Annotated in this window: 21 protein-coding genes, 3 pseudogenes and 1 riboswitch; of the genes and pseudogenes, 16 read left to right on the top strand and 8 right to left on the bottom strand. The window is 71.7% G+C overall.

Going from position 1 to position 24,419, the window contains the following annotated elements; translation table 11 throughout:
* Nucleotides 1–31: 31 nt before the first annotated feature.
* Nucleotides 32–892, top strand: coding sequence for an endo alpha-1,4 polygalactosaminidase (locus ACIQ7D_RS21320; RefSeq protein WP_403939759.1), 861 nt, complete (start codon nt 32–34; stop codon nt 890–892).
* A gap of 47 nt (nt 893–939) precedes the next feature.
* Here ACIQ7D_RS21320 and ACIQ7D_RS21315 read toward each other — a convergent pair whose 3' ends face one another.
* The 3 genes from ACIQ7D_RS21315 to ACIQ7D_RS21305 form a co-directional block, all read right to left on the bottom strand.
* Complete coding sequence (locus ACIQ7D_RS21315) at nt 940–1,335, bottom strand: hypothetical protein (RefSeq protein WP_403939758.1); 396 nt, start codon at nt 1,333–1,335, stop codon at nt 940–942.
* 46 nt (nt 1,336–1,381) lie between these two features.
* The gene (locus ACIQ7D_RS21310; RefSeq protein ID WP_403939756.1) at nt 1,382–2,101 is read right to left on the bottom strand and encodes an HAD family hydrolase; all 720 of its coding nucleotides are present in this window, start codon (nt 2,099–2,101) and stop codon (nt 1,382–1,384) included.
* A gap of 235 nt (nt 2,102–2,336) precedes the next feature.
* On the bottom strand, nt 2,337–3,248 hold the full coding sequence (locus ACIQ7D_RS21305; RefSeq protein ID WP_403939754.1) for a ScbA/BarX family gamma-butyrolactone biosynthesis protein: 912 nt from the start codon (nt 3,246–3,248) through the stop codon (nt 2,337–2,339).
* Between the two features lie 101 nt (nt 3,249–3,349).
* Here ACIQ7D_RS21305 and ACIQ7D_RS21300 point away from each other — a divergent pair, with 101 nt between their 5' ends.
* The 7 genes and pseudogenes from ACIQ7D_RS21300 to ACIQ7D_RS21270 form a co-directional block, all read left to right on the top strand.
* Nucleotides 3,350–4,192, top strand: coding sequence for a ScbR family autoregulator-binding transcription factor (locus tag ACIQ7D_RS21300; RefSeq protein WP_403939753.1), 843 nt, complete (start codon nt 3,350–3,352; stop codon nt 4,190–4,192).
* Nucleotides 4,193–4,194: 2 nt separating this feature from the next.
* Complete coding sequence (locus ACIQ7D_RS21295) at nt 4,195–4,326, top strand: hypothetical protein (RefSeq protein WP_403939751.1); 132 nt, start codon at nt 4,195–4,197, stop codon at nt 4,324–4,326.
* 80 nt (nt 4,327–4,406) lie between these two features.
* Entirely contained in the window at nt 4,407–5,471 is a 1,065-nt protein-coding gene (gene iolC / locus ACIQ7D_RS21290) for a 5-dehydro-2-deoxygluconokinase (protein WP_403939749.1), read from the top strand.
* On the top strand, nt 5,464–6,333 hold the full coding sequence (locus ACIQ7D_RS21285) for an aldolase (protein ID WP_403939747.1): 870 nt from the start codon (nt 5,464–5,466) through the stop codon (nt 6,331–6,333). The genes iolC and ACIQ7D_RS21285 overlap by 8 nt, the downstream gene beginning before the upstream one ends.
* Nucleotides 6,334–6,350: 17 nt before the next feature.
* Nucleotides 6,351–7,256: a 5-deoxy-glucuronate isomerase gene (gene iolB, locus ACIQ7D_RS21280; protein WP_403940026.1), complete on the top strand. Its 906-nt coding sequence runs from the start codon at nt 6,351–6,353 to the stop codon at nt 7,254–7,256.
* Entirely contained in the window at nt 7,256–9,139 is a 1,884-nt protein-coding gene (iolD, locus tag ACIQ7D_RS21275) for a 3D-(3,5/4)-trihydroxycyclohexane-1,2-dione acylhydrolase (decyclizing) (RefSeq protein WP_403939745.1), read from the top strand. The genes iolB and iolD overlap by 1 nt, the downstream gene beginning before the upstream one ends.
* A gap of 112 nt (nt 9,140–9,251) precedes the next feature.
* Nucleotides 9,252–9,572 (top strand): annotated as a pseudogene (locus tag ACIQ7D_RS21270) (aldehyde dehydrogenase family protein); the annotation flags it as partial.
* Here ACIQ7D_RS21270 and ACIQ7D_RS21265 read toward each other — a convergent pair.
* Nucleotides 9,568–9,720 (bottom strand): annotated as a pseudogene (locus ACIQ7D_RS21265) (aldehyde dehydrogenase family protein); the annotation flags it as partial. The pseudogenes ACIQ7D_RS21270 and ACIQ7D_RS21265 overlap by 5 nt on opposite strands.
* 135 nt (nt 9,721–9,855) lie before the next feature.
* Between ACIQ7D_RS21265 and ACIQ7D_RS21260 the strand changes: the two are divergent.
* From ACIQ7D_RS21260 to ACIQ7D_RS21250, 3 genes and pseudogenes are all read left to right on the top strand, one after another.
* Complete coding sequence (locus tag ACIQ7D_RS21260; RefSeq protein WP_403939743.1) at nt 9,856–10,221, top strand: MFS transporter; 366 nt, start codon at nt 9,856–9,858, stop codon at nt 10,219–10,221.
* A gap of 40 nt (nt 10,222–10,261) precedes the next feature.
* Nucleotides 10,262–11,284 (top strand): Gfo/Idh/MocA family protein, encoded by a 1,023-nt coding sequence (locus tag ACIQ7D_RS21255; protein WP_403939741.1) that lies wholly within the window; start codon nt 10,262–10,264, stop codon nt 11,282–11,284.
* A pseudogene (locus tag ACIQ7D_RS21250) lies at nt 11,281–11,891 on the top strand (TIM barrel protein). Before ACIQ7D_RS21255 ends, ACIQ7D_RS21250 begins: the two are co-directional and overlap by 4 nt.
* Here ACIQ7D_RS21250 and ACIQ7D_RS21245 read toward each other — a convergent pair.
* A complete protein-coding gene (locus ACIQ7D_RS21245) occupies nt 11,869–13,041 on the bottom strand; it encodes a PP2C family protein-serine/threonine phosphatase (protein ID WP_403939739.1) in 1,173 nt (390 codons plus the stop codon). The pseudogene ACIQ7D_RS21250 and the gene ACIQ7D_RS21245 sit on opposite strands and share 23 nt — an antisense overlap.
* 256 nt (nt 13,042–13,297) lie before the next feature.
* Between ACIQ7D_RS21245 and ACIQ7D_RS21240 the strand changes: the two genes are divergently transcribed.
* The 4 genes from ACIQ7D_RS21240 to ACIQ7D_RS21225 all read left to right on the top strand — a co-directional run bounded on the left by ACIQ7D_RS21240 (nt 13,298) and on the right by ACIQ7D_RS21225 (nt 17,299).
* A complete protein-coding gene (locus tag ACIQ7D_RS21240; RefSeq protein WP_403939737.1) occupies nt 13,298–13,837 on the top strand; it encodes a nitroreductase family deazaflavin-dependent oxidoreductase in 540 nt (179 codons plus the stop codon).
* 189 nt (nt 13,838–14,026) lie between these two features.
* On the top strand, nt 14,027–15,151 hold the full coding sequence (locus ACIQ7D_RS21235; RefSeq protein ID WP_403939735.1) for a trypsin-like serine peptidase: 1,125 nt from the start codon (nt 14,027–14,029) through the stop codon (nt 15,149–15,151).
* 131 nt (nt 15,152–15,282) lie between these two features.
* The gene (locus tag ACIQ7D_RS21230) at nt 15,283–15,693 is read left to right on the top strand and encodes a hypothetical protein (RefSeq protein WP_403939733.1); all 411 of its coding nucleotides are present in this window, start codon (nt 15,283–15,285) and stop codon (nt 15,691–15,693) included.
* Between the two features lie 205 nt (nt 15,694–15,898).
* Nucleotides 15,899–17,299, top strand: a complete 1,401-nt coding sequence (locus ACIQ7D_RS21225; protein ID WP_403939731.1) for an amino acid permease — start codon at nt 15,899–15,901, stop codon at nt 17,297–17,299.
* A 96-nt stretch (nt 17,300–17,395) separates the two neighbouring features.
* Here ACIQ7D_RS21225 and ACIQ7D_RS21220 read toward each other — a convergent pair whose 3' ends face one another.
* From ACIQ7D_RS21220 to ACIQ7D_RS21210, 3 genes are all read right to left on the bottom strand, one after another.
* The gene (locus tag ACIQ7D_RS21220) at nt 17,396–18,181 is read right to left on the bottom strand and encodes a transglycosylase SLT domain-containing protein (RefSeq protein WP_403939729.1); all 786 of its coding nucleotides are present in this window, start codon (nt 18,179–18,181) and stop codon (nt 17,396–17,398) included.
* Nucleotides 18,182–18,185: 4 nt separating this feature from the next.
* A riboswitch (cyclic di-AMP (ydaO/yuaA leader) is annotated at nt 18,186–18,350 on the bottom strand.
* 443 nt (nt 18,351–18,793) lie between these two features.
* Complete coding sequence (locus tag ACIQ7D_RS21215; RefSeq protein ID WP_403939726.1) at nt 18,794–20,122, bottom strand: enolase C-terminal domain-like protein; 1,329 nt, start codon at nt 20,120–20,122, stop codon at nt 18,794–18,796.
* Nucleotides 20,123–20,180: 58 nt separating this feature from the next.
* Complete coding sequence (locus ACIQ7D_RS21210) at nt 20,181–21,518, bottom strand: gluconate:H+ symporter (RefSeq protein WP_403939723.1); 1,338 nt, start codon at nt 21,516–21,518, stop codon at nt 20,181–20,183.
* A 270-nt stretch (nt 21,519–21,788) separates the two neighbouring features.
* Here ACIQ7D_RS21210 and ACIQ7D_RS21205 point away from each other — a divergent pair, with 270 nt between their 5' ends.
* Nucleotides 21,789–24,257, top strand: coding sequence for a SpoIIE family protein phosphatase (locus tag ACIQ7D_RS21205; protein ID WP_403939721.1), 2,469 nt, complete (start codon nt 21,789–21,791; stop codon nt 24,255–24,257).
* Nucleotides 24,258–24,419 lie beyond the last annotated feature (162 nt).

The following is a 24,419-nucleotide window of genomic DNA, read 5'->3' as shown; positions in this document are numbered from 1 at the left end:
CACCTCACCGCACCGAGATCGAGGCACCACCTTGCCGTTCGCCCCAGCCGCCCGCGCGTCGGCGGCTCCCCTGCTCGCCCTGTCCCTCGCGCTCACCAGCTGCGGCCCCGCCGAGAACTCCCCCGGCAAGACCGCCGGCACGTCCCCGGCCGCGAGCGCGAGTTCGGCCCCTCAGGTGAAGCAGCCGAAGGCGAACGAGCCCTTCGACTACCAGCTCGGCGGGGCGTACGACCCGCCCGCCGGGGTGCGTACGGTGATCAGGGACCGTACGGCGCGGCCCGCGCCCGGGGCGTACAACATCTGTTACGTCAACGCCTATCAGGCCCAGCCGGACGCCGTGGAGTGGTGGGAGAAGAACCACCCGGACCTGCTGCTGCGGGACACGGACGGCGGCACCGTCATCGACGAGGACTGGGACGAACCGCTGCTGAACGTCTCCACCGCCGACCGGCGCGAACGGCTCGCGGGCATCGTCGGCGGCTGGATAGACGGCTGCGCGCGGGACGGCTTCGACGCCGTCGAGGCGGACAACCTGGACTCGTATCTGCGCTCGGACTCCCTCCTCGACCGCGAGCAGGCGGTCGCCTTCGCCGATCTGCTGGCGGCCCGCGCCCACCGGGCGGGGCTGGCGATCGGCCAGAAGAACGCGGTGGAGATGAGCGGGGCCCGGGACGAGATCGGCTTCGACTTCGCGGTCGCCGAGGAGTGCGGGCGCTACGACGAGTGCGAGGAGTACGCCGACGCGTACGACGACAAGGTGCTGGTGGTCGAGTACCGGCGGGCGGACTTCACCACGGCGTGCGAGAAGTGGGGCGACCGTCTGTCGATCGTGCTCCGCGACCTCGACGTCGTACCGGCGGGCGAACCGGACCACGTCAACGCGCGCTGCTGAGCTTTCCCCCCGTACGCCCGTACGGGTGCGGTGCGGCCGGAGCCGGGTCAGTGACGGCGGAGCCAGCGGGGCCAGCGGGGGGTTCGGCGGGGGCGGTGCGGGGGGAGGGCCGGGGCCGCGCCGGGGGGCCGGGCGGGGGTGTCCGTGTCGACCGGGAGGCGCAGCCCCTCCTTGTCGTAGCGGGTGGCCGCGATCACCTCGACGAGCCGTTCCTCGTCGAAGTCCTCCGAGCCCCGCACATGCGGGACGAAGCCGACGAGCACCCCGTCCTCGACGACCTCGGCCCGCAGTCCCAGCTCCCCGTCGATGTCCCAGACGGCCTCACCGCCGCCGAACAGGACGACCCGTACACCGCACTGGTACACGCCCAGGTGCGCGAGATGGGCCGGTACGCCCCGGGCGCGCAGCGACGACACGAGACGGCCGGCACGTTCCTCGTCCATCCGATGGCCATCTCCCTGTGCGGCGGCTTCTAGGAGGGATTGGTCCTCAGGGGTTCATGGTAGGCCGATTCCACAGGATCTGGGCGGGCACGCGGTCGCCCGCCCAGCCGCGTACCTCCGGCTCGTCCAGTGAGCGCACCCACAGGTCGACCAGTGCCGCGGTGCGGTCGGCGGGCGACGGGCCGACGCCCAGGATGCGCATCCCGGCCCGTTCCGCGGCCTCGATCCCGCAGTGGGAGTCCTCGACCGCGAGGGTGTCGGCCGGGTCCGTGCCGCAGAGCCGGGCCGCGGTGAGATACACGTCCGGGTGCGGCTTGGGTCTGATGCCCAGGCCGTCGTCGGGTACGACGACATGCGCGAAGCGGTCGAGCAGCCCGGCGGTGGCGAGCGAGGACTCCACCACCTCTCTGGGGCAGTTGCTGGCGACGGCCAGCGGCGCGAATCTGGCCGTCTGTTCGACGAGCCGGCGCGCGCCCGGCATGGTCAGGGGCCGGTCGGCGACCAGGGCGCCGAAGTGTGCGAGCAACCGTTCCGTCAGGTCCTCGCCCAACTCGGGGTGGCCCGCCTCCTCGGCCATGAGAACGCCGCACTCCGTGTAGTGCAGTCCTTGGGCGCGCTCGGCGAAGCCCGGCGCCGGGGTGAATCCGAACTCGCGCAGGGCGCGGAGGCGCGCGTCCTGCCAGTGGCATTCGGTGTCCATGAGAGTGCCGTCACAGTCGAAGACGATGGCGGCGGGTGTCCAGGAAAGGATGCGTTGAGCTGTCATCCGATTGTTTCCGTTCAGGAGAGCCCTGACAGCGGTAGCGCCTGCCACCGCATCGATGTGGATACACCGCGGGCGCGGGGGCACCCGCGGAAATGCGGGTGCGGTTCCAGGTGGTCGTCGGATACGACCTCGAAATGGAGGCCGGATCCAGCGACCACCGAAGAACATAACGATCGCTACGCTAGAGAGGGCAACATTGAGCAGTCAAGCGATCGCATTTAGTATCGCTATCTGCTTATTGGTAGCGCAGCACCCCGAAAGCCTTCTGCCGATCGTCCTGGAAAATGCGGAAAACGCAGGTCGCGTGGTGCGGAACGCACAGCACACGGGCAGGCGGCGCGTATTCGATGAAGCGCGCCGTTTTCAGCCGACCGGCGGTAGGGCGCAGCAGTCTGCCCCGGCTCACGAAGGCCGCCGCCTGACGCGCGGCCTCCAGAACGATCATGCCGGGCAGATGGTCGGTCACGTGGTCGAAGAAGTACGGATGCCTCATGTCCGCGGGTTCCACCAGCAGGGTGGCGCCGTCCGTGCCGATCACGACGTCGTGCGCGCCGCTCACCCCGACCCCGGCCGGCTCGGGGCGGATCCGGTCGGCGGGCCCGGCGGGCGCGGTGGCCGTCGTACGGCCCTCCCGTACGGCGGCGTACTGCTCGGGGCGGAAGAACCGGGCGCCGCCCCCGGCCCGCGCGAAACGCACCCCGCCGGCCAGGTAGTCGACGTCCAGCCGGAGTCCGGTGACCGCGCCGTCGGCGTCGTGCCGCACACCGCTCACGGCGACCCGGCAGGTGACGCCGGTGGCACCGGAGACCAGCCGCGGTTCGGCGGCCGGATCGGTCTCGAAGAACAGATCGGTGATGACCAGGTTCGCGGACGGCGGGACCGCGAAGTACCGCAGGGGGATGTAGATACCGAGCTGGCGCAGCGTCTCGACGATCATCAGCGGGCTGTGCAGTTCACCGCCCCCGCGCGGGAAGGTCGGATGGGAGCGCGGCCAGGAGGCCGCGGCCTCGAATCCGCCGCCCCTCGCCCGCCGTACGTCGGTGAGCAGCACCTCGGCGACGGAGGCGCGGTGCACCAGTTCACGGGCGACGGTGCGCGACCAGGAGAGCGGTCTGTCGTACCCGTCGATATCCACCGATGTGTTCATGCGACAAGAACATCGTAATTCTCATGTCTGCGCACCCGCTCCTGTCCCGGGGGAGCGCCGCCGGGGCCCGCCGGTAAAGGCGCTAGATTGCCTATCGTCAGGTGACGGAACGGCAATTCGGGGTACACGTGCAGGTACGGGCGGAGCAGGTGCGGGCGAAAACGACACGGAGGTTTCTGCTGGAGGCGGCGGCACGTTTGTTCGATGAACGGGGTTATGTCGGAACCAGTATCAGTGATATCAGCACACAATCAGGTCGCACCAGTGGGGCAATTTATTTCCATTACGCCAGCAAGGAGAATCTCGCACTCGCCATCGTGCAGGAGCATTTCGCGGCCTGGCCCGAGCTGATCGGCCGCTACCGGGCAGCGGAATTCCCCGCGCTGGAGCGACTGGTCGCACTGAGTTTCGATGTGGCCAGGGCCTTCCGGGACGATGTGGTGATCCGCGCCGGATCCCGGCTCTGGGCGGAGCGCACCGCCATCGACGTCACGCTGCCGCGCCCCTTCGTGGGATGGCTGGAGACGGTCACCCAACTGCTCGAAGAGGCGCGCGAGGAGGCGGCGCTCGCCGAGGGGATCGCCCCGGACATGGCCGCGCACGGACTGGTCTGCGCGTTCTTCGGGCTGCACACCGTCTCGGACGCGCTGGAGGGGCGCCGGCAGATCGAGGAGGGGCTGCACGATCTGTGGCTGCTGCTTCTGACGGCGCTCCAGCCGGAGTGCGACGCGCGGGCGCTGATCGGCCGGGCGCGCGAACAGGGCGAGCGGATGCGGCGGTCCGCGGAAGCGGCCGAGACCGCGACAGCGGCCGGGGAGGAGACCCCGGGGAAGCGCCCGGGGAAGACTCCGCGGAAGAGGAAGACCGCGGCGAAGGGGGACGGGCGGCGCGGCGCCCTGGCCACCGCCCCTCCGGGCCACCGGCGGGACGGCGCCGGATCGTAGGCGTGGAGAGCGACACGGGCCCCGACGGCGTCGCGTCCGTCGGGGCCGGAGGCGCCGACCGACAACAGGGCGTCGTGGCCGAGGCGTTCGTCGCCGCCGGGTGGACGGAGAACCGCATGTTTACAAACTATTGACAGGACATATGGACATCGAGCATCGTACTCGCAACCAGTGTGCGCTAGTGGAGCGTGCCAGGTGCTGGAGGTCCCCACACATGACAGTCCTGGACGTCCTGACCATGGGACGGGTCGGAGTCGACATCTATCCGCTGCAGACGGGCGTCGGCCTGGCGGAGGTCACCTCGTTCGGCAAGTACCTGGGCGGCAGCCCCACCAACGTCGCGGTCGCCGCGGCCCGTTACGGCCGGAACGCGGCGGTGATCACCAAGACCGGCGACGATCCCTTCGGGCAGTACGTGCGGCGCGCGCTCACCGAGTACGGCGTCGACCCCACCCATGTCGGGGTCTCCGGCGTCGCGCCGACCCCGGTGACGTTCTGCGAGATCTTCCCGCCGGACGACTTCCCCCTCCACTTCTACCGGCTGCCCCTCGCCCCCGACCTGGACATCCGCCCCGACGAGTTGGACCTCGGCGCCGTCGCGTCGGCCCGGATCTTCTGGATGTCCGGCACCGGGCTGAGCGCCGAGCCGAGCCGGTCCGCCACGCTCGCGGCGCTCCGCCACCGCGACCGGGCGGGCATCACCGTCTTCGACCTCGACTGGCGGCCGATGTTCTGGCAGGGCGCGTACGCGGGCGGCCGCGACGTCCGGCCGGACCAGGTGACGGCGGAGGCCCGTACGTACTACCGCGAGGCCCTGGCCCACGCCACCGTCGCGGTCGGCAACCGGGAGGAGTGCGAGGTCGCCACCGGTGAGAGCGAGCCGTACGCCGCCGCCCGCGCGCTGCTGGCACTCGGGGTCACGACCGCCGTCGTCAAACAGGGCCCCAAGGGCGTGCTGGCGATGGACCGGTCCGGTATCGCCGTCGAGGTGCCGCCCGCGCCCGTCGAGGTGGTCAACGGCCTCGGCGCGGGCGACGCGTTCGGCGGCGCGCTCTGCCACGGGCTGCTGGCCGGCTGGGACCTGGAGCGGACGATGCGCTTCGCCAATGCCGCGGGCGCGATCGTCGCCGGTGAGCTGGCCTGCTCGGATGCCATGCCCGATGCGGCGGCGGTCGAGGCGAAGCTCGCGGAGAGCGCGAAGCTCGCAGAGAGCGCGAAGGGCGCGGAGTCCACGATCGAGGAGGAGAGCAAGGGTGTCCAGGGAGTCCAGGGTGTCTGACCGGATCCGGCGGATCGTCGAGACACGGGTCAACAACCCCGGCGCCATCGCCGAGGCCGCCGCCCGGCGGGTCAGGGCCGCCTCGCCGCTCGGCGGGAACGGCCGGGCGATGATCATCGCCGCCGACCACCCCGCGCGCGGCGCCAACTCGGTCGGCGCCGACCCCACCGCGATGGCCGACCGCGGCCGGCTCCTGGACCGGATGTGCACCGCGCTGGAGCGACCCGGGGTGACCGGGGTCCTCGCCACCGCCGACATCCTCGAAGACCTGCTGCTGCTCGGGGTGCTCGACGGCAAGAGCGTCTTCGGCTCCATGAACCGCGCGGGGCTGGCCGGTTCGGCCTTCGAGATCGACGACCGGTTCACCGGGTACGACGCCGAGACCATCGCCGCCATGCGGTTCGACGGCGGCAAGACGCTCACCCGGATCTGCCTGGACGACCCGGCCACGCCCTCCGTGCTGGAGCAGACCGCGCGGGCCGTGGACGAACTGAACGACCGCGAACTGATCGCCATGGTCGAGCCGTTCCTCTCCCGCTGGGTGGACGGGAGGATCCGTAACGACCTCTCCCCCGACGCGGTGATCACATCGATCACCATCGCGTCCGGACTCGGCCGGCGCAGCGCCTACACCTGGCTGAAACTGCCGGTCGTGGAGGAGATGGAGCGGGTCCTCGCCTCCTCCACGCTGCCCGTGCTGCTGCTCGGCGGCGAGGTCAAGGACGCCGAGGCGGCGTTCACCGCCTGGCAGAAGGCGCTCTCCCTGCCGACCGTGCAGGGCCTGATCGTCGGCCGGTCGCTGCTCTACCCCGCGGACGGCGATGTCGCCGGCGCCGTGGACCGCGCGGTGAGCCTGCTGTGAAGGACAACGAGGAGTCCATGGTGAGTGACCACACCCTGCATCTGCCCGCCGGTTCCACCGCCGAGGGACCGTTCACCACCGTCGTCACCCCCGAGTCGGCCCGCTGGGGCCACTCCGGGCTGCGCGTCGTCGAACTCGCCGCCGGCGAACAGGTGTCCCTCGCCACCGGCGACAGCGAGTATCTGGTACTGCCGCTCAGCGGGTCCTGTACGGTCGCCGCCGACGGCACGACCCTCCTCCTCGCGGGCCGGGACGGCGTCTTCGACGCGGTCACCGACTTCGCGTACCTCCCCCGCGACACCGACGCCGTGGTCCGCAGCGAGCGCGGCGGCCGGTTCGCCCTCCCGTCGGCACGCTGCGAGCGGCGGCTGACCGTACGGTACGGCCCCGCCAAGGACGTCCCCGCCGAGCTGCGCGGCGCCGGGAACTGCTCGCGCCAGGTCAACAACTACTGTCTGCCCGGCACGTTCGAGGCGGACCAGCTCCTGGTCTGCGAAGTGCTCACCCCCGGCGGCAACTGGTCCTCGTACCCGCCCCACAAGCACGACGAGGCCCGGCGCGACGCGGACGGGAACCCGGTCGAGAGCGAGCTGGAGGAGATCTACTACTTCGAGATCGCGCCCGGCCCCGCCGGACCCGGCCTCGCCTACCAGCGGGTGTACGGGACGGCCGAACGGCCCCTCGACGTCCTCGCCGAGGTGCGCGACGGGGACACCGTACTGATCCCGCACGGCTGGCACGGCCCCTCGATCGCGGCCCCCGGCTACGACCTCTACTACCTGAACGTCATGGCGGGCCCCGGCCAGGACCGCGCCTGGCTGATCTGCGATGACCCGGCCCACGGCTGGGTCCGCGCCACCTGGGAGGACCAGGCCACCGACCCCCGGCTGCCGTTCGGCACCGGCACCCCGAAGGAGCTGTGATGGCGACGGAAACCGTACGGCTCACCACCGCGCAGGCGCTCGTACGGTTCCTGGCGCACCAGTACAGCGAGCGCGACGGCCAGGAACAGCGGCTGATCCCGGGCGTCTGGGGCATCTTCGGACACGGCAACGTGGCGGGCATCGGGCAGGCGCTGCTCCAGGCGGACCGTACCGGCGAGGCGGACCTCCCCTACCACCTGGCCCGCAACGAACAGGGCATGGTGCACGCCGCCGTGGCCTTCGCGAAGATGCGCGACCGGCTCTCCGCGTACGCCTGCACCGCGTCCACCGGCCCCGGATCCACCAACATGATCACGGGCGCGGCGCTGGCCACCACCAACCGGCTGCCGGTGCTGCTGCTGCCCAGCGACATGTTCGCCACCCGCGCCGCCGACCCGGTGCTCCAGCAGTTGGAGGACACCCGGGGCGGCGACGTCACCGTCAACGACGCCTTCCGCCCGGTCTCCAAGTACTTCGACCGGATCAGCAGGCCCGAACAGCTCGTGCCCGCCGCGCTCGCCGCGATGCGGGTGCTCACCGACCCGGTGGAGACCGGCGCGGTGACGCTCTGTCTGCCGCAGGACGTGCAGGCCGAGGCGTACGACTGGCCGGTGGCGTTCTTCCGCCGCCGCGTCTGGCACATCGGGCGTCCCGTACCGGAGCCCGCCGCGCTGGGGCGCGTCGCCGAACTGCTGCGCACCGCGCGCAGGCCGCTGCTGGTCGCGGGCGGCGGGGTCGTGTACTCCGGCGCCGAGGCCGCGCTGCGCCACTTCGCCGAGGCCACCGGCATCCCGGTCGCGGACACCCACGCCGGCAAGGGCGCACTGCCCTGGGACCACCCGAGCGCGGTCGGCGGCCTCGGCTCGACCGGTACGGCGGCGGCCAACGCGCTGGCCGCCGAGGCGGACGTCGTCATCGGCGTCGGCACGCGCTACAGCGACTTCACCACCGCGAGCCACACCGTGTTCAACGACCCGGACGTGCACTTCGTCAATCTCAACGTGGCCCGGCTCGACGCGGTGAAACACTCCGCGGAGCCGCTGGTCGCCGACGCCCGGCTCGGACTCCAGGCGCTGGAGCGGGAGCTGGACGGCTGGAAGACCGACGACGCCTACCGGCAGCGGGCACTGGAGCTGGCGGCCGAGTGGCGGCGTACGGCCGAGGAGTGCTTCTCCGCCGGCCACGGGCCGCTGCCCGCGCAGACCGAGATCCTGGGCGCGCTGCGCCGGTCGCTCGACGACCGGGACGTCGTGATCAACGCGGCGGGCTCGATGCCCGGCGACCTCCAGATGCTGTGGCGCTCACGCGACCCGAAGGCGTACCACGTCGAGTACGCGTACTCCTGCATGGGGTACGAGGTGGCCGCCGGGCTCGGCGCGAAGATGGCCGATCCGAGCCGCGAGGTCGTCGTCCTGGTCGGTGACGGCTCGTATCTGATGATGGCCCAGGAGATCGTCACCATGGTCTCCGAGCGGATCAAGGTCATCATCGTGATCGTCCAGAACCACGGCTTCGCCTCGATCGGCGCGCTGTCGGAGTCGCTGGGCTCGCAGCGCTTCGGTACGCGCTACCGCTACCGGGACGCGGAGAGCGGGCAGCTCGACGGCGAGGTCCTGCCGGTCGACCTGGCCGCCAACGCCGCCTCGCTCGGCGCCGATGTCCTGCCCGCCGCGACGGTCGAGGAGTTCGTCCGGGCGATGGCCAAGGCCCGGGCCTCCGCGCGGACGACGGTCGTCCATGTCGAGACGGATCCGTACGGGCCGAACCCGCCCGGCAGCGCCTGGTGGGACGTCCCGGTCAGCGAGGTCTCCGAACTGGAGTCGACCCGGCGGGCGTACGGGACCTACCGCGACGCCAAGCGCTCCCAGCGCCACTACCTCTGACGCCGCTCGTGGCGCCGCCCCTACCTCCGAGGAACCCGACATGCCCACGATCGACCACTGGATCGACGGAGCGCCCGCCCCCGGCACCTCCTCCTCCTCCTCCTCCTCCTCCTCCGACCAGGTGTCCACCGATGTGGATGTGCACAACTTCCGCCAGCCGCTGGGTGTGTGCGCGGGCATCACCCCGTTCCACTTCCCCGCGATGGTGCCCCTGTGGATGCACCCGGTCGCCATAGCCACCGGCAACACCTTCGTCCTCAAGCCCAGTGAGCGCGACCCGTCGGCCGCGAACTTCGTCGCGCGGCTGTACGCCGGGGCCGGACTGCCCGACGGTGTCTTCAACGTCGTGCACGGTGACAAGGCCGCCGTCGACGCGCTCCTCGACCACCCGGACGTCGCCGCCGTCTCGTTCGTCGGCTCGACGCCCATCGCTCACCGGCCGAGCCGTAGGCGGCGGCGATCAGCTGCCCGGCGGCGAAGTCGAGGTCGGCGTCCGCCATCACCACACCGTGGTTCTTGGCGCCGCCGAGCGCCTGGACGCGCTTGCCGCCCGCGGTGCCGCGCTCGTGCACGTACCGGGCGCGGTTTCCCCACCTCGCAGTGACCGGCTCCACCTGATCGGGGCCGCCTCCCCTCTCCTCTCGGGCCCGCCTCCCCTCCTCTTTTACCGGGGGCCGCCTCCCCCTCTTTTTCGCCGCCGGAAAGAGCCATCTCCCATGACAAAGACGTCAGCCTCCTCCGCACCCGGCTCCTCCACCTCACCCGCCGCGCCGACCGCGGGGGGCGGCGATCCGCCCCCGGCGATCTTCCCGACGCGGATGCGCGGTTTCGGCATGGGCGTCTGCGGCGTGGTGCTCTGGATGGTCAACTTCGCGATCGGGCTGACCTTCCCGGTCCTGGTCGACGCCGTCGGGATATCCGCGGCCTTCTTCGTCTTCGCGGTCCTCGGTGTCGCCGCGATCACCTTCGTCGGGCTCCGTGTTCCCGAGACCCGCGGCCGGTCGCTCGAAGCGCTCCAGGGCGAACTGCGGGCCCGCTACGGCAAGCCGGTCGACCACCCGGCCCCCTCACTTGCCTCCTGAACCTCGTCGGCTTCCCCTGATCCGAAAGGGCAACACCCCCATGACTGTGCGCATCGGTGTCATCGGCACCGGAATGATCGGCCAGGACCATATCCGCAGGCTCACCCAGGTGATCACCGGCACCCGGGTCACGGCGGTGTTCGACATCGACACCGCCCGGGCCGAGGAGGTCGCCGCGTCCGTCGGCGCCCGCGCCCTGGCCACCGGGCGCGCGGTCATCGACGCGCCCGACGTGGACGCCGTCGTCGTCACCTCGTGGGGCCCGACCCACGCGGAGCATGTCCTCGGCGCCGTCGCCGCGGGCAAGCCGGTCTTCTGCGAGAAGCCGCTCGCCACGGAGGCAGAGGACTGTCTGAAGATCATCGACGCGGAGACCGCCCACGGCTCCCGGCTCGTCCAGGTCGGCTTCATGCGCCGGTACGACGCCGGCTACCGCGAGATGAAGAAGGTCATCGAGTCGGGCGCCATCGGCACGCCGCTGATGGTGCACTGCGCCCACCGCAACGCGACCGTCCCGGCCTCCTACACCTCGGAGATGGCCGCGCAGGACACCGCCGTCCACGAGATCGACGTACTGCGCTGGCTGCTGGACGACGAGATCCGCTCCGTACAGGTGGTGACACCGCGCAGGACCGGCAAGCGGCACGCGCACCTCCAGGACCCGCAGATCATGCTCTTCGAGACCGCCGAGGGGGTCAGGATCGATCTGGAGGTCTTCGTCAACTGCCAGTACGGCTACGACATCCAGTGCGAGACCGTGGGCGAGGAGGGCCTGGTGCGCCTTCCCGATCCGGCGGCCGTCTCCGTACGGCGGGCCGGGCACCGCTCCACCGGAATCCTCCAGGACTGGCAGGGCCGCTTCGAGAGCGCCTTCGACACCGAGTTCCGCGAATGGGCCGGATCCGTCGCGGCGGGCGCCGAGCCCACCGGCCCCTCGGCATGGGACGGCTACGCGGCGACCGTGATCACCGGCGCGCTCGTCGAGGCGCTGGAGTCCGGCGCGATCGTACGGGTCGACGCGCTGGAGAAGCGGCCCGCCTTCTACGGAGGGGACACCCGCTGAAGATCGCCCTCGACCCCCGCATGCTCCGCGCCCCGCCGCTGAGGGAGATGGTGCGGGAGATGGTACGCACCGTCGCCGATCTGGGCTACGCGTACATCGAGCTGTCCCCGCGCGACGACTTCAGGAGCTGCTGCCGGTCTTCGAGCGCGAGGGCATCGCCCTCAACCTGGAGGCCCACCCGGACGACTTCTGCGAGAAGAACGACCCCGCCGTCGACCTGGTCCGGGCCATCAACAAGCCGTACGTGAACTACCTGTACTGCGCCCCGCTCACCTTCCATCTCCCCGGCACGGCCCCGGGCGCCGACATCGCGAGGATGCCCCGGTACACGGGCGACAAGCTCCAGCAGCTGCACATCGCGGACACCTTCGGCCACAAGGGCTCGTCCGGGCTGCGGTACATCCTCAACCCGCCGGGCACGGCGGCCCGGATCCACCAGCATCTCGACATCGGGCAGGGAGGGGCGGACTGGAACCCCTTCTTCTCGACCCTGCGCGGGATGAACTTCGACGGGGTCGCGACGGTCTGCGTCTTCGCGTGGGAGGAGCGGGCGAAGGAGTCGTCCGCGTTCATGCTGGAACGCGTCACGAAGAAACCGGCCCGCTGAGCCCCGGGGGCCGCTCCCGTTCCTCCAGCCGCTCCCGCCGCTCCGGTGCGTACCGGAGCAGCAGGGTGGCGGCGTCGTCGTGCAGCGGCCCCGCCACATGGCGTACGAGATCCCTGCGCAGCGCCTCCAGCGCGGTCGCGGGGTCGGGGTGGGCGAGGAGCGGGGCGCGCTCGCCGAGCGGATAGAACGTCCCGCCCGCGTCCCGCGCCTCCGTCACCCCGTCGGTGTAGAGGAGGAGTTGGTCGCCGGGGGCGAACTCCGCCCGGAAGGGCCGGGGGCCCTCGGTGCCGTGCGCCTCCAGGCCGAGGGGCAGCGCGTACTGGTCGGGCTCGGGGAACTCCACCGCACCGTCCGCGCGCACCAGCATGGGCGGCGGATGCCCGTAGTTGAGGAAGACGGCTCCGCCGTCCCCGCCGAACTCCGCGATCAGCGCGGTGACGAACTTCTCGCCGTCCAGCTCCCGGCTCATGGCCCGCTCCACCCGGGCGCCGACCCGGGTCAGTTCGGGCTCGTCGTGCGCCGCCTCGCGGAACGCCCCGAGGACGACCGCGACGGTCTCCACCGCTTCGAGCCCCTTGCCCTGGACGTCACCGACGATCACGCGTACACGGTCCTCCCCGACGGCCACCTCGTACAGATCGCCCCCGATCCGGGCCTCCGCCACGGCCGAGGTGTACGAGACGGCGGCGCGCAGCGGCCCCGCCGTGCCCGGTACGGGGCGCAGCAGCGCGCGCTGGGCCACCTCCGCGATCGAGCGGACGCTGGCGAGTTCGGCCTCGCGGCGCTGGCGCATCACGACCGCGACCAGGCTCGCGGCCGTCGCACCCGCGACCGAGCCGAGCGCCGTGTAGCCGCGGCGGCTCTGCACCAGCCCGTCGTACAGCCCGAGTGTGAGACAGCACACGAGGGCGAGGACGCCGATGAAGGCGGTACGCCGCCAGCCGCCGACGAGTCCCGCGAAGGCGGGGCCGAGCGAGAAGAGCGGCAGGAAGCCGACCTTGGGCCCGGCGACCAGCTCCACCAGGGCGACGACGGCGAGCGCGGCGAACGGCAGAACGCCCAGCACAACGGGGGTGGAGAGGTCGCCGCCCGCGGTGGCGTGCCCGGTCGGCGGGCCGGGACGCGGGCCGGTTCGCGGGTCCGTCCGCATGCCGCGCTTCCTTCCCGGGCCGGTGGGCCGGCCGCTTCCTGGGCCCGCGCCGGTGCCGGGGTCCGGACGCGCGCCGGACCCTGCGCCGGACCGGCCTCCCGATCGGCCCTCCCGCAGCATGTCCGCTCCCGCCTCGCCCATGTTTAGACTATGCAAAGGTTCTGTTGTCAAAGCATCGTGAAAGCTCCATGAACGTCCCGTCGTTATCGAATCGACGCCGTCATCCGGCCTCTCCGGTGCCAGGAGGTGCAGGGCTGTGAACCAGCCGTACCCACCGCCGCGCGCGCGTCCCCCCACCAGATGGCGGCGGAAGCTGGCCGGGCTGCCGATCCTCCTCTACCGCGCGGGCCTCGGACCGCTGTTCGGCCGGCGCATGCTGCTGCTCATCCACACCGGACGGGTCTCGGGACTGTCCCGGCAGGACGTGATCGAGGTCGTGGAGCAGGACACGGCGCCCCGGAGCTGGACCGTCGCCTCCGGCTCGGCCGCGTCGGCGCACTGGTACCGGAATCTGCGGCACACCCCCCAGGTCACCATCCAGACCGGCCGCCGCTACCACGCCGTCACGGCCCACTTCGTCCCCCCGGAGGAGTGCGGCCTGATCATGGAGCGGTACGCGCGGACCCGCCCCCGCGCGGCGCGGACGCTCTGCTCGTCGCTGGGTCTGGCCGCGGAGGCCGACGGCGACCGGGGATACCGGGGGGCGGGCGAGCGGATCGCCTTCGTACGGCTGGAGGAGTCCCGGCCGTCGTTCCCGCGCCCGGCGTCCTCCCCGGCGCCGGAGCCTCCGGCCTGAACCGCGCGGGAGCCTCCGGCCTGAACCCGGGCGGTACCCCCGGCCCGAACCGGGGCGGGGCCGCCGGCTTGAACCGGGGCGGGCTCCACCACGTACTACCTCCTCAAGACAGGTTGTCGCCGGACTCCGTACTTCCCGGGCCCCGTGCGCACACCGTTCGACGCACTTGAGGGACCGGAGGAACGATCCATGCGCTCCAGGCACCGCCCGGCGATGCTCATGGCCTGCATGTTCGCCTTACTGGCGATCAGCGCCACCGCCTGCTCCACGCCCGCCGGGAGCGCGGGTTCCGGGTCCACCGTGGGGGTCGGCCCCGCCGGGGCCGCCGGCTCCGACGCACCGGAGGGCTGGCGCGAGGGCGGCTGGCGCGACTGGGACGCGGCGGACTGGGCGCGGGAGGCCGCCGCCTTCTTCAACCCGGTCATCGAGGGGCTGTGGATCCCGGGCCGGATGCGCCAGGGCGCCAGCACGGACCGGCCGGTGGACGGGGAGTTCGAGGACGCGGGCGTCTCCGACCCGGAGCCGGAGCCCGTCCCGGCGCAGCCGGCGCCCGTCTCGTACCGCGACAACGCCCCGATGGTCGGCAAGCTCTTCTTCGACACCCCCGAGGGTCCTTCGGTCTGTTCCGCGACGGTGGTGACGGACCCGGCGAACCCCGGTGCCTCGAACCTGGTGTGGACGGCCGGGCACTGTGTGCACGCGGGGGCGAAGGGCGGCTGGTTCCGCAACATCGTCTTCGTCCCGTCCTACAACGACGAGGGGCTGGACGGCGCGGCCCTGGCGGGCGTGCGCAAGAGCCGGCTCGCGCCGTTCGGGATCTGGTGGGCGGACTGGGCGCAGACCTCGCCGCAGTGGATCTCCGAGGGGACCCCGTCGGGCGGCAGCGGTTCGCCGTTCGACTTCGCCGTGCTCCATGTGAAGAAGCCGGCGGGGAGCGATTTCGCGTCGCTGGAGGAGACGGCCGGCGGCGCGTCCCGGGTCATGTTCGACGCGCCGTCGGCGACGAAGATCGCGGGGATGGGCGTCTGGGGGTATCCGGCGGCGGAGCCCTTCGACGGCGAGCGGATGTTCACCTGCCGGGGCCGCCCGGGCCGGCTCTCGGTCAGGGACGACCAGCCGCCGCTGTACCGGATCGGCTGCACCATGACGGGGGGCTCCTCCGGCGGCGGCTGGTTCATCGAGGACGCGAAGGGGCTGCCCGCGCTGGTGAGCAACACGTCGATCGGCCCGACGGCACAGACCTGGCTGGCGGGACCGCACCTCGGCGCCGGGGCGAAGGCGGTGTACGAGGCGGTCAGCGACAAGTTCGCCTGAGCGGTGAGGGCCGAGGGACACCAAGGGGCAACAGGGGGCGGTACGCGGCCGGTACGGGCGACGGGCAGACTCAACGGATGTCGCCGGGGCTCCGGCGTCTCCCGTACGGATGACGAAAGCGAGATCCGAAGGTGCCGCACATCATCGTCGAGTACACCCCGAACCTGGCCGAGGATCTGGACGTCGACACCCTCCTCGACGCCCTGCACGAGACCGCCCGCGCGCTGGGCGTCTTCCCCCGCTGGGGCACCCGGACCCTCGCCATGCCGGCGACCGCCGCGCGGGTCGGGGACCGTCCGGAGGCCGGGCCCGAGAACGGCCATGTGCAGATCAGGCTGACGATCGCGCCCGGCCGCCCCGAGGAGGTCAAGAGCCGGATAGCGGACGAGTTGTTCGCGGCGGCTCAGAAGCATCTGGAGCCGGTCGCCGCCCGCCGTCCGGTCGGGTTCCAGCTCACCCTCACCGAGTTCGACCCCACGGTCACCAGGACCGGCGGCAGCATCGCCGGCTCCCCGACCCACCGGCCGCCGCTGGACGCGTAACCCTCGCCGCGTAGCCCGTGCCCGTCTCGCGCCCGCCTCGGCCGCCGCCGGATCCGGTGGCGGCCGAGGCGGGCGCGAGACGTCGCACGGTGCCCGGCATCGCATCCGGAGGAAACGTTTTGCCTGGACCGGGGCCGTCCGGGGAGACTGCCAGGGCCGCATCTCCCCGTCCTCACCAGCCCCGAAAGCAGTCTGAACCCACCCCATGCACGACCGCACCCCCCACCACCCCGCCCCCGGGCTTGCCTCGGACTCCGGCGAACCACTGGCCGGCGGGCTCAAGCAGCGCCACCTCACCATGCTCGGGCTCGGCGGTGTCATCGGCGCCGGGCTCTTCGTCGGCTCCGGCGCCGGGATCGCACTGGCCGGGCCCGGCATCGTCGTCTCGTATCTGATCGCGGGCGCGCTCGCCATGTGCGTGATGCGGATGCTGGGCGAGATGTCGACGGCGATGCCCGCGTCGGGCTCGTTCTCCGTGCACGCCGAGCGCGCGCTCGGCCGGTGGGCGGGGTTCAGCGTCGGCTGGCTCTACTGGTTCCTGCTGGTCGTCGTCCTCGCCGTGGAGGCGACAGGCGCGGCGCAGATCGCGAACGGCTGGCTGCCCTCCGTGCCGCAGTGGGCCTGGGTGCTGGTCTTCATGGTCGTCTTCACAGGCGCGAACCTCGCCGCCGTGAAGAACTTCGGCGAGTTCGAGTTCTACTTCGCTGCCCTGAAGGTCTTCGCGATCGTCGCGTTCCTGGTGCTCGGACTGCTCGCGGTCTTCGGTGTGCTGCCCGACACCAGCCCGGCCGGTCTCGACAACCTGACCGGAGAGGGCGGCTTCCTCCCGAACGGCTGGCAGGGCGTCACGTCCGGGGTGCTCGCCGTGATCTTCGCCTTCGGCGGTCTGGAGGTCGTCACGATCGCGGCGGCCGAGTCCGACGACCCGGTGCGCTCGGTGGCCCGCGCGGTGCGCAGCGCGGTCGTCCGGATCCTGTTTTTCTACGTCGGCTCGATGGCGGTCATCGTGGCCGTGCTGCCCTGGACGGCGCAGAAGGCGGGGCTCAGCCCGTACGTCACCGTCCTCGACGCGATCGGCATCCCGTCGGCCGGGCAGATCATGAACATCGTGGTGTTCGTGGCGCTGCTCTCGGCGCTCAACGCCAACCTCTACGGATCGTCCCGGATGGTCTTCTCGCTGGCCGAACGGGGCGAGGCGCCGAAGGCCCTGCTGAAGGTGGGCGGCGCGGGGGTGCCCCGGCGGGCGGTGCTGGCGTCGGTGGCGTTCGGGTTCGTCTCCGTCCTGCTCAATCTGAAGTGGCCCGACTCGGTCTTCCTGTACATGCTCAACGCGGTCGGCGCGGTGCTGCTCTTCGTCTGGGCGATGATCGCGGTGTCACAGCTCCGGCTGCGCCCGCGGATCGAGCGGGAGACACCGGAGCGCCTGGTGCTGCGGATGTGGCTCTTCCCCGGCCTGACCTGGGTGACGCTCGCCGCGATGGGGACGGTGTTCGTCCTGATGCTCGCCGACGACACGGCCCGCCCGCAGCTCCTGTGGTCCCTGGGCGCGACGGCGCTGGTGCTGGTGGTGGCGGGGGTACGGGAGCTGCGCGCGCGGCGTGGGTGACGCGCGGGGCGATGGAACGGGCCCCGGCCCCGCCGTCGCTGGACGGCGGGGCCGGGGCCCGGTGCGTTCGTCGCCCGTGGGGCGGCGCGGGTCGGGTCAGTAGGGACCGTTCACGTTGTCGATCGAGCCGTACCGGGCGGCGGCGTAGTTGCACGCGGCCGTGATGTTGGCGACCGGGTCGTAGCTGTCCGTCGACGTGCCGGGCACGTGGTACGCCTGGAACGTCGGGGCGATGACCTGGAGCAGACCCTTGGACGGGACGCCGTTCTGGGCGTTGATGTCCCAGTTGTTGATGGCGTTCGGGTTGCCCGAGGACTCCCGCATGATGTTGCGGTGGATGCCCTCGTAGCTGCCGGGGATCCCGTGGCGGGCCATGATGTCCAGCGACTCGCGGATCCAGCCGTCCAGGTTGTCGCTGTACGTCTTCACCGCGGCCTGGGTGACGGTGCCGGTCGTGGCGGTCTTCGCGCTCGCCTTGGCGGCGGTGGCCGGCTTGGCGGCGGTGGCCGGCTTGGCGGCGGTGGCCGCCGCCTTCCCCTTGAGGGCCAGCTTCAGGCCGGGGTGGATGTGCGACGGGTCGGCGCCGATGGCGCTCCGGTTGTCCGCGTAGAGCTTCTGCCAGCCGCCGCTGACGGAGTGCTTGTGCGCGATCTTGGACAGCGAGTCGCCGTAGACCACGACGTAGCTGGTGGCCTTCGTCGCGGCGGCGGGGGCCTGCGCGGCCTTGGCGGCGCTGACGTGCTGCGTCGCCGGGGTCGCGGCCTGCGCGGTGGCCGCGGAGACCAGCGGAATCGCGAGGGCGGCGCCCCCGGTGCCCACCGCGACGAGGCGTCGGGCGATCGAGCCGGTTCTGGGGCGGCGGTGCTTGGCGTTTCTGGGCACGACGAATTCCTCTCCGTCGCCTGCGAGGTGAGCTGTCGGGTTCGGGCTGGAGATGCCCGGCCGTACGGCGGTGCGTACGGCTTCACCCCGAGCCGTTCCGGAAAATCCGGACCGGCGACTTACCTGGGTCCCCCGCTCCTGCCTTCTGACGGATAGGTGTGTGGGTTTCCGGACAGCGGCAGGATTTGGCGTTCCATCCGGATGGACGAGAACGTAAGCGAGATATCAGGACGGCACAAGTTCCGAATTTTCGGGGCAATCGCCCTTTCGGAGCCGTCCCGGGAACTCAACTTTCGTCTCTCATGAGAGAAAGCGGCCGCCTCGCTCCGCCCGCCGGCCCACGCCCACGTGACGCACGTCACGAACGTAACGGAATAATCGGACAGGCAAAAGCCTTTCAATGCTTCAAGAGCCCGCAATGCCACCTAAATTCACTTAACAGAAATGGTGGACAAAACGCCCTTATGGGTCAGGTGCGGGGCTCTCCGCCCCGCGCCCTCCCGCCCGACGCCCCGACAACTGGGAACAGTCCGCGGGAATTGACCGGGAACGCCACCGGATTCGCCGCCGGATTCATTCTTCTGACGGCCTGTCGTATCAGCGGACGCCTTTTCACCGCACCAGGCTGGGCCGCTTGCCGTCGAACTCCCAGTCCGGTACGAGAAAGCGCATCGCCGCGGCGTCGTCCCGGCCGGAGAGGCTCTTCTCCCGATACAGCTCATGGGCCGAAAGGAGCCGGTCCATGTCGAGTTGGACGCCGAGACCCGGGGTGTCGTCGACGGCGACCTCGCCGCCTGCGATCCGCGGGGGCGTCACGGTCAGCCGCTCCAGGCCCTCCTGCCAGATCCAGTGGGTGTCCAGGGCGTTGTACTCCCCCGGGGCGGCGGCCCCGCAGTGGGCCATCATGGCCAGCGAGATGTCGAAGTGGTTGTTGGAGTGGCAGCCCCACGTCAGCCCCGTCGCCTGGCAGAGTTCGGCCACCCGCACCGATCCCCGCATGGTCCAGAAGTGCGGGTCGGCGAGCGGGATGGAGACCGACTGGAGCGCCATCGCATGGGTGAGCTGACGCCAGTCCGTCGCCACCATGTTGGTCGCGGTGGGCAGTCCGGTGGCCCGGCGGAACTCCGCCAGGATCTCCCGGCCCGAGAACCCGTCCTCGGCCCCGCAGGGGTCCTCGGCGTACGCGAGCGTGCCGGCCAGGGGCCGGCACAGTTCGACCGCTTCCCGCAGCGACCAGGCGCCGTTGGGGTCGAGGGTGATCCGGGCCCCGGGGAAGCGTTCCTTCAGCGCGCGTACGGCCTTGACCTCCTCCGCTCCCGGCAGGACACCGCCCTTGAGCTTGAAGTCCCGGAAGCCGTAGCGCTCGTACGTCGCCTCGGCCTGCCGGACGATCGCCTCCGGGGTCAGCGCCTCCTCGCGGCGGAGGCGGTACCACTCCACGTCGGCGCCGGGTTCCCTGACGTACTCCAGATCGGTCCTGCCGGGGTCGCCGACGTAGAAGAGGTAGCCGAGGACACGGACCGCGTCGCGCTGCTTGCCCTCCCCGAGCAGCGCGGCCACCGGCACCTCCAGGTGCTGGCCCAACAGGTCGAGCAGTGCGGACTCGACGGCCGTCACGGCGTGCACCGCGGTGCGCAGGTCGAAGGTCTGCTCCCCGCGCCCCGCCGCGTCCCGGCCGGCGAACCGCTCCCCCAGGACGCGCAGCACCCGCTTGTGGTCGCCCAACGAGGCCCCGACGACCAGGGGTTGCGCCTCGCGCAGGGTACGGGTGATGCGCTCACCGCCCGGCACCTCGCCCACGCCGGTCCGGCCCTCGGAGTCCTGGACGACCAGGACGTTGCGGGTGAAGTACGGGGCGTGCGCGCCGGAGAGATTGAGTGCCATGGAGTCACGGCCTGCCACCGGGTACACGGAGAAGCCGGTGACGACGGGCTGGCTCATGGGGCGGGTCCTTCCAGAGTGCGGGGAGACGCGGGGGTACGCGAAGTGCGGGACCGGGTCAGAGATCGAGGATGTCCAGGACGCGTTCCATCAGGAGCACGCCGCCGAGTCCGAGGACGGAGAGCACGGTGGTGTAGGTGGTACGTGCCTTGATCGCGTCGATGACCGACAGGTTGAAGTACTCCTTGAACATCCAGAAGCCCGGGTCGTTGACGTGCGAGAGGGCGATCGAGCCGCAGGAGACGGCGAGCACCATGATCTCGGGCGGCACCCCGCTGTCCGCGAGCAGCGGCAGCACCACGCCGGACGCCGTGACGACGGCGACCGTCGCCGAGCCGAGGGCGACCCGGAGGATCACCGCCACGAGCCAGGCGAGGATGATCGGTGAGACGGACCAGCCGTCGGTGACGTCCTTGATGTAGTCCGATATCCCGCCGTCGACCAGGACCTGCTTGAAGGCGCCGCCGGCTCCGATGACCAGCAGGATCATCGCCATCGCCTGTGCCGCTCCCCGGCACGAGGCGCTGACCTCCGCCAGGCTCCGGCCGATCCGTGGCCCGAACGCCCAGATCGCCACAACCAGCGTCAGCAGCAGGGCGATCGGGGCCGAGCCGATGAAGGCGACGAAGTGGGTGAGCGGGGTCTGCGCCGAGGTCGCCATGTCGGTGACGGCGGCGCCCGCGATCAGCACGACGGGCAGCAGCGCGACCGCCAGCGACCAGGCGAGACCCGGCATCTCCTCGTCCTCGAAGACCCGTTCGCTCACCAGGCCCTCGGGTACGGAGGGGTTCATGGCCCGGATGAACGCGAGCCGCGGCCACACCAGGGCGATGAGCGCGCCGATCGGCACGGCGATGAACAGACCGTAGAACAGGGTCAGTCCGACGGAGGCGTGGAAGGTCGAGGCGACCGCCGTCGGGCCCGGGTGCGGAGGCAGGAAGCTGTGCATGGTGGACAGGGCGATGGACATCGGCAGCCCGACCCACAGCAGGTTCGACCGGGTGACCCGTACCAGGGTGAAGACGACGGGCACGATGATGACGAAGGCGACCTCGTAGAACATCGTGACACCGATGAGCATGGCCGTCGCCACCATGGCCACCTGCACCCCGCGGGTGCCGCAGACGGCGAGGAGTCTGGTGGCGATGCGCTGGGCGGCGCCGGAGTCCCCCATCACCCGCCCGACCATGGCGCCGAGCCCGATGGTGAGCATCGTGTCGCCGATCTGGCCGCCGATGCCGTCGGAGAGGATGTCCGGGATCTTCGTGAGGGGAATTCCCTGGACGAGGGCGACTCCGACGGCGACGAGCAGGAGGGCCGCGAAACCGTTCAGCTTGAGCCGTGTCATGAGGAAGAGCAGGACCAGCACGCTGATCCCGACGACGACGAGTGGCATGGGTCAGTTCCCCTTTGGACTGTGCACCGGACAAGCGGACGGACTGTGCGGTGGAGCAAGGGGTGCGCACGCGGGCGGAGCGCGCCTCACGGTGGAGCGGGGTCAGCGGTCGTTTCCATGTATAAGGACGTTGTCCATGTACAAGAACGGAGGCTAGAGAGGTGAGCCCTACGGGGTCAATGGGTCTGCGGTGACGGATCAGGCTCTCGGTTGCTCCTGCGCGGGGCGCGGCCCATGGTGGAAGGACCGAGGCGAGGGCGGTCGGACACGATGACGCGATCGGACACCGCCGGTGACGACCGGGCGCCGGGGCAGGGGGTTCCCACCGCCGGCAGCGCTGCGGACAGCGCCACGGCCAGGGCCACGCTGGATCCGCGCGGCATCGTCACCGGCTGGAGCGAGGGGGCGCGACGGCTGCTCGGATACCGCTCCTCCGAGGTCGTCGGCCGGTCCGCGGCCGCTCTGCTCGCCGTGGAACCACCGGCCGGGGCGGTACGGGCCCTGGCGAAGCTGCCGAGGTGGGACGGGACGGTGCGGCTGCGCCACCGGGACGGCCGCACGCTCCCGGTCAGCCTGCTGGCCCACCGCCGGAAGCCGTGGAGCGAGGACGGCGGCGGGGATGACGACGGCGGCGGGAGCCGTACCGGCGGATGGCTCCTGGTCTCCGCCCTGCCCCGGCCGCCCTCGCCGCTCCCCGCCGGGGCGCTGGTGATGTGGGCGTTCACCCAGTCCCCGGCCACGATGGCGCTCTACGACAGCGACCTGCGGCTGTGGCTGGCGAACAAGGACATGGAGCGCGTGCTCGGACTGTCCGAGAAGGCGATGCGGGGCCTGCGCGTCTCGGAGATCGTGGCGGATCCGCAGGGCGACCGGACGGAACGGCTCATCCGCCGGGCGCTGGAGACCGGCACCCGGCAGCAGGGGCAGGTCGCCCTGCGGCTGCCGGGCCACGAGCGGGAGAGCGTCTGGGCGCTCTCCCTCGTCCCGGTGCGGGACACCGGGGGGACGGTACGGGGAGTGCTCCTCTCCGCGCGCGACATGACCGAGGAACACCTGGCCAGGGAGCGGCTGGTGCTGCTCAACGACGCCAGCGTCCGTATCGGCAGCACCCTGGACCTCACCCGTACCGCGGAGGAGCTGGCCGATGTGGCGGTCCCGCAGCTCGCCGACTTCGTCACCGTCGACCTGCTCCCCTCCATCGAGGGCGGCGAGGACCCGCGCGCGGGTGTCCCGAGCAGCCCCGTCGAACTGCGCCGGGTCGCCGCCCGGTCCGTACTGGAGGGCTGCCCCGAGGCCGTGGTCCCGCGCGGCGCGGTGGCCGCCTATCCGGACGCCTCGCCCGCCGCGGAGTGCCTGGCCACGGGCCGGCCGCTGATCAGGGAGGTGACCAGCCCCGCGATGGCCGTATGGGAGCACGAGGCCCCGGAGCGGGCCGAGCGGGTGCGGCGGTACGGCATCCACTCGGTGCTGGCCGTGCCGATGCGCGCCCGTGGCATCACCCTCGGCGTGGCCGTCTTCGCCCGCCACCGGCGCCCGGAGCCGTTCGCCCGGGACGATCTGCTCCTGGGCGAGGAGATCACCGCCAGGGCCGCGGTGTGCGTCGACAACGCCCGCCGCTACGGGCGCGAGCGGCGGACCTCCCTCACCCTCCAGAGCAGTCTCCTGCCGGAACGGCCGCCCCGGCAGGCCGCCGTCGAGGTCGCCTCCCGCTATCTGCCCGCGAGCACCCAGGCCGGGGTGGGCGGCGACTGGTTCGACGTGATCCCCCTCTCCGGCGCCCGGGTCGCCCTCGTCGTCGGCGACGTGGTCGGCCACGGCATCCAGGCGTCGGCCGCGATGGGGCGGCTGCGTACCGCCGTCCGTACCCTGGCCGACGTCGATCTGCCGCCCGACGAACTCCTGACCCACCTTGACGATCTCGTCATCCATCTGTCCGCCGACTCCGACGGTGCGGACAGCACCGGCGACACCGGCGCCACCTGCCTGTACGCGGTCTACGACCCGGTGTCCCGGCGCTGCTCGGTGGCGCGCGCCGGCCATCCGGAACCCGCGCTGATGACCCCGGACGGCGCCGTGGAGTTCCTGGACGTCCCCGCGGGCCCGCCGCTGGGCCTCGGCGGGCTGCCCTTCGAGACCGCCGAGCTGGAGCTGCCCGAGGGATCCGTCCTGGTGCTGTACACCGACGGTCTCGTCGAGTCCCGTGAGCGCGACATCGACGAGAGCCTCGGCACGCTGCGCGAGGTGCTGGCCCGTTCCGCCCCGTCCCTGGAGGCCGCCTGCGACGCCGTGCTCCAGGCGCTCCTCCCGGACCGGCCGCAGGACGACGTGGCCCTGCTGATGGCCCGTACCCGCGCCCTGGACGCCGCCCATGTCGCCACCTGGGACGTGCCGTGCGACGCCGCCGCCGTCGCCGAGACCCGTAAGAACGCCTGCCGGCAACTGGCCGTCTGGGGCCTGGACGACGCGGCGTTCGTGACCGAACTGGTGGTCAGTGAACTGGTCACCAACGCCATCCGGTACGGCAACGCCCCCGTCAAGCTCCGGCTGATCCGCGACAGCGACCTGGTCATCGAGGTCTCCGACGGCAGCAGCACCTCCCCCCACCTGCGCAGGGCCCGCACCTCCGACGAGGGCGGCCGCGGACTGCTCCTGGTCGCCCAGCTCACCCAGGGCTGGGGCACCCGCCAGACGTACACCGGCAAGACGATCTGGGCGGAGCAGAGCCTGTCCGCGATCTGACGGCGGACAGGCCCACGCGTTCCTGGAACCGTGCCGGTCGGCCCGCGCCGACCACATCTGGCAGCTACTAGTACTCCAGTGCGGTTTCGTGATCTATCCAGCGGGTTCGTCGGCGGACCGCCGTTTGTAGTGGCTGCGTCGGGCTGTTGCCTGGTGGCGTCT

This window comes from Streptomyces sp. NPDC096310, from assembly GCF_044763125.1.
Classification (GTDB): Bacteria; Actinomycetota; Actinomycetes; order Streptomycetales; family Streptomycetaceae; genus Streptomyces.
Note: the sequence above shows the minus strand (reverse complement) of the source record. Positions and strands in the feature narration are given on the sequence as shown.

Excerpts from the sequence above, each read along its gene's own strand:
- ACIQ7D_RS21245 (WP_403939739.1), bottom strand. The coding sequence starts at position 13,041 with ATGCGGACGGACCCGCGAACCGGCCCGCGTCCCGGCCCGCCGACCGGG.
- ACIQ7D_RS21215 (WP_403939726.1), bottom strand. The coding sequence starts at position 20,122 with ATGAGCCAGCCCGTCGTCACCGGCTTCTCCGTGTACCCGGTGGCAGGC.
- iolC (WP_403939749.1), top strand. The coding sequence starts at position 4,407 with ATGACAGTCCTGGACGTCCTGACCATGGGACGGGTCGGAGTCGACATC.
- ACIQ7D_RS21255 (WP_403939741.1), top strand. The coding sequence starts at position 10,262 with ATGACTGTGCGCATCGGTGTCATCGGCACCGGAATGATCGGCCAGGAC.
- ACIQ7D_RS21235 (WP_403939735.1), top strand. The coding sequence starts at position 14,027 with ATGCGCTCCAGGCACCGCCCGGCGATGCTCATGGCCTGCATGTTCGCC.
- ACIQ7D_RS21315 (WP_403939758.1), bottom strand. The coding sequence starts at position 1,335 with ATGGACGAGGAACGTGCCGGCCGTCTCGTGTCGTCGCTGCGCGCCCGG.
- ACIQ7D_RS21260 (WP_403939743.1), top strand. The coding sequence starts at position 9,856 with ATGACAAAGACGTCAGCCTCCTCCGCACCCGGCTCCTCCACCTCACCC.
- ACIQ7D_RS21305 (WP_403939754.1), bottom strand. The coding sequence starts at position 3,248 with ATGAACACATCGGTGGATATCGACGGGTACGACAGACCGCTCTCCTGG.
- ACIQ7D_RS21205 (WP_403939721.1), top strand. The coding sequence starts at position 21,789 with ATGACGCGATCGGACACCGCCGGTGACGACCGGGCGCCGGGGCAGGGG.
- ACIQ7D_RS21310 (WP_403939756.1), bottom strand. The coding sequence starts at position 2,101 with ATGACAGCTCAACGCATCCTTTCCTGGACACCCGCCGCCATCGTCTTC.
- iolB (WP_403940026.1), top strand. The coding sequence starts at position 6,351 with ATGGTGAGTGACCACACCCTGCATCTGCCCGCCGGTTCCACCGCCGAG.
- iolD (WP_403939745.1), top strand. The coding sequence starts at position 7,256 with ATGGCGACGGAAACCGTACGGCTCACCACCGCGCAGGCGCTCGTACGG.
- ACIQ7D_RS21225 (WP_403939731.1), top strand. The coding sequence starts at position 15,899 with ATGCACGACCGCACCCCCCACCACCCCGCCCCCGGGCTTGCCTCGGAC.
- ACIQ7D_RS21210 (WP_403939723.1), bottom strand. The coding sequence starts at position 21,518 with ATGCCACTCGTCGTCGTCGGGATCAGCGTGCTGGTCCTGCTCTTCCTC.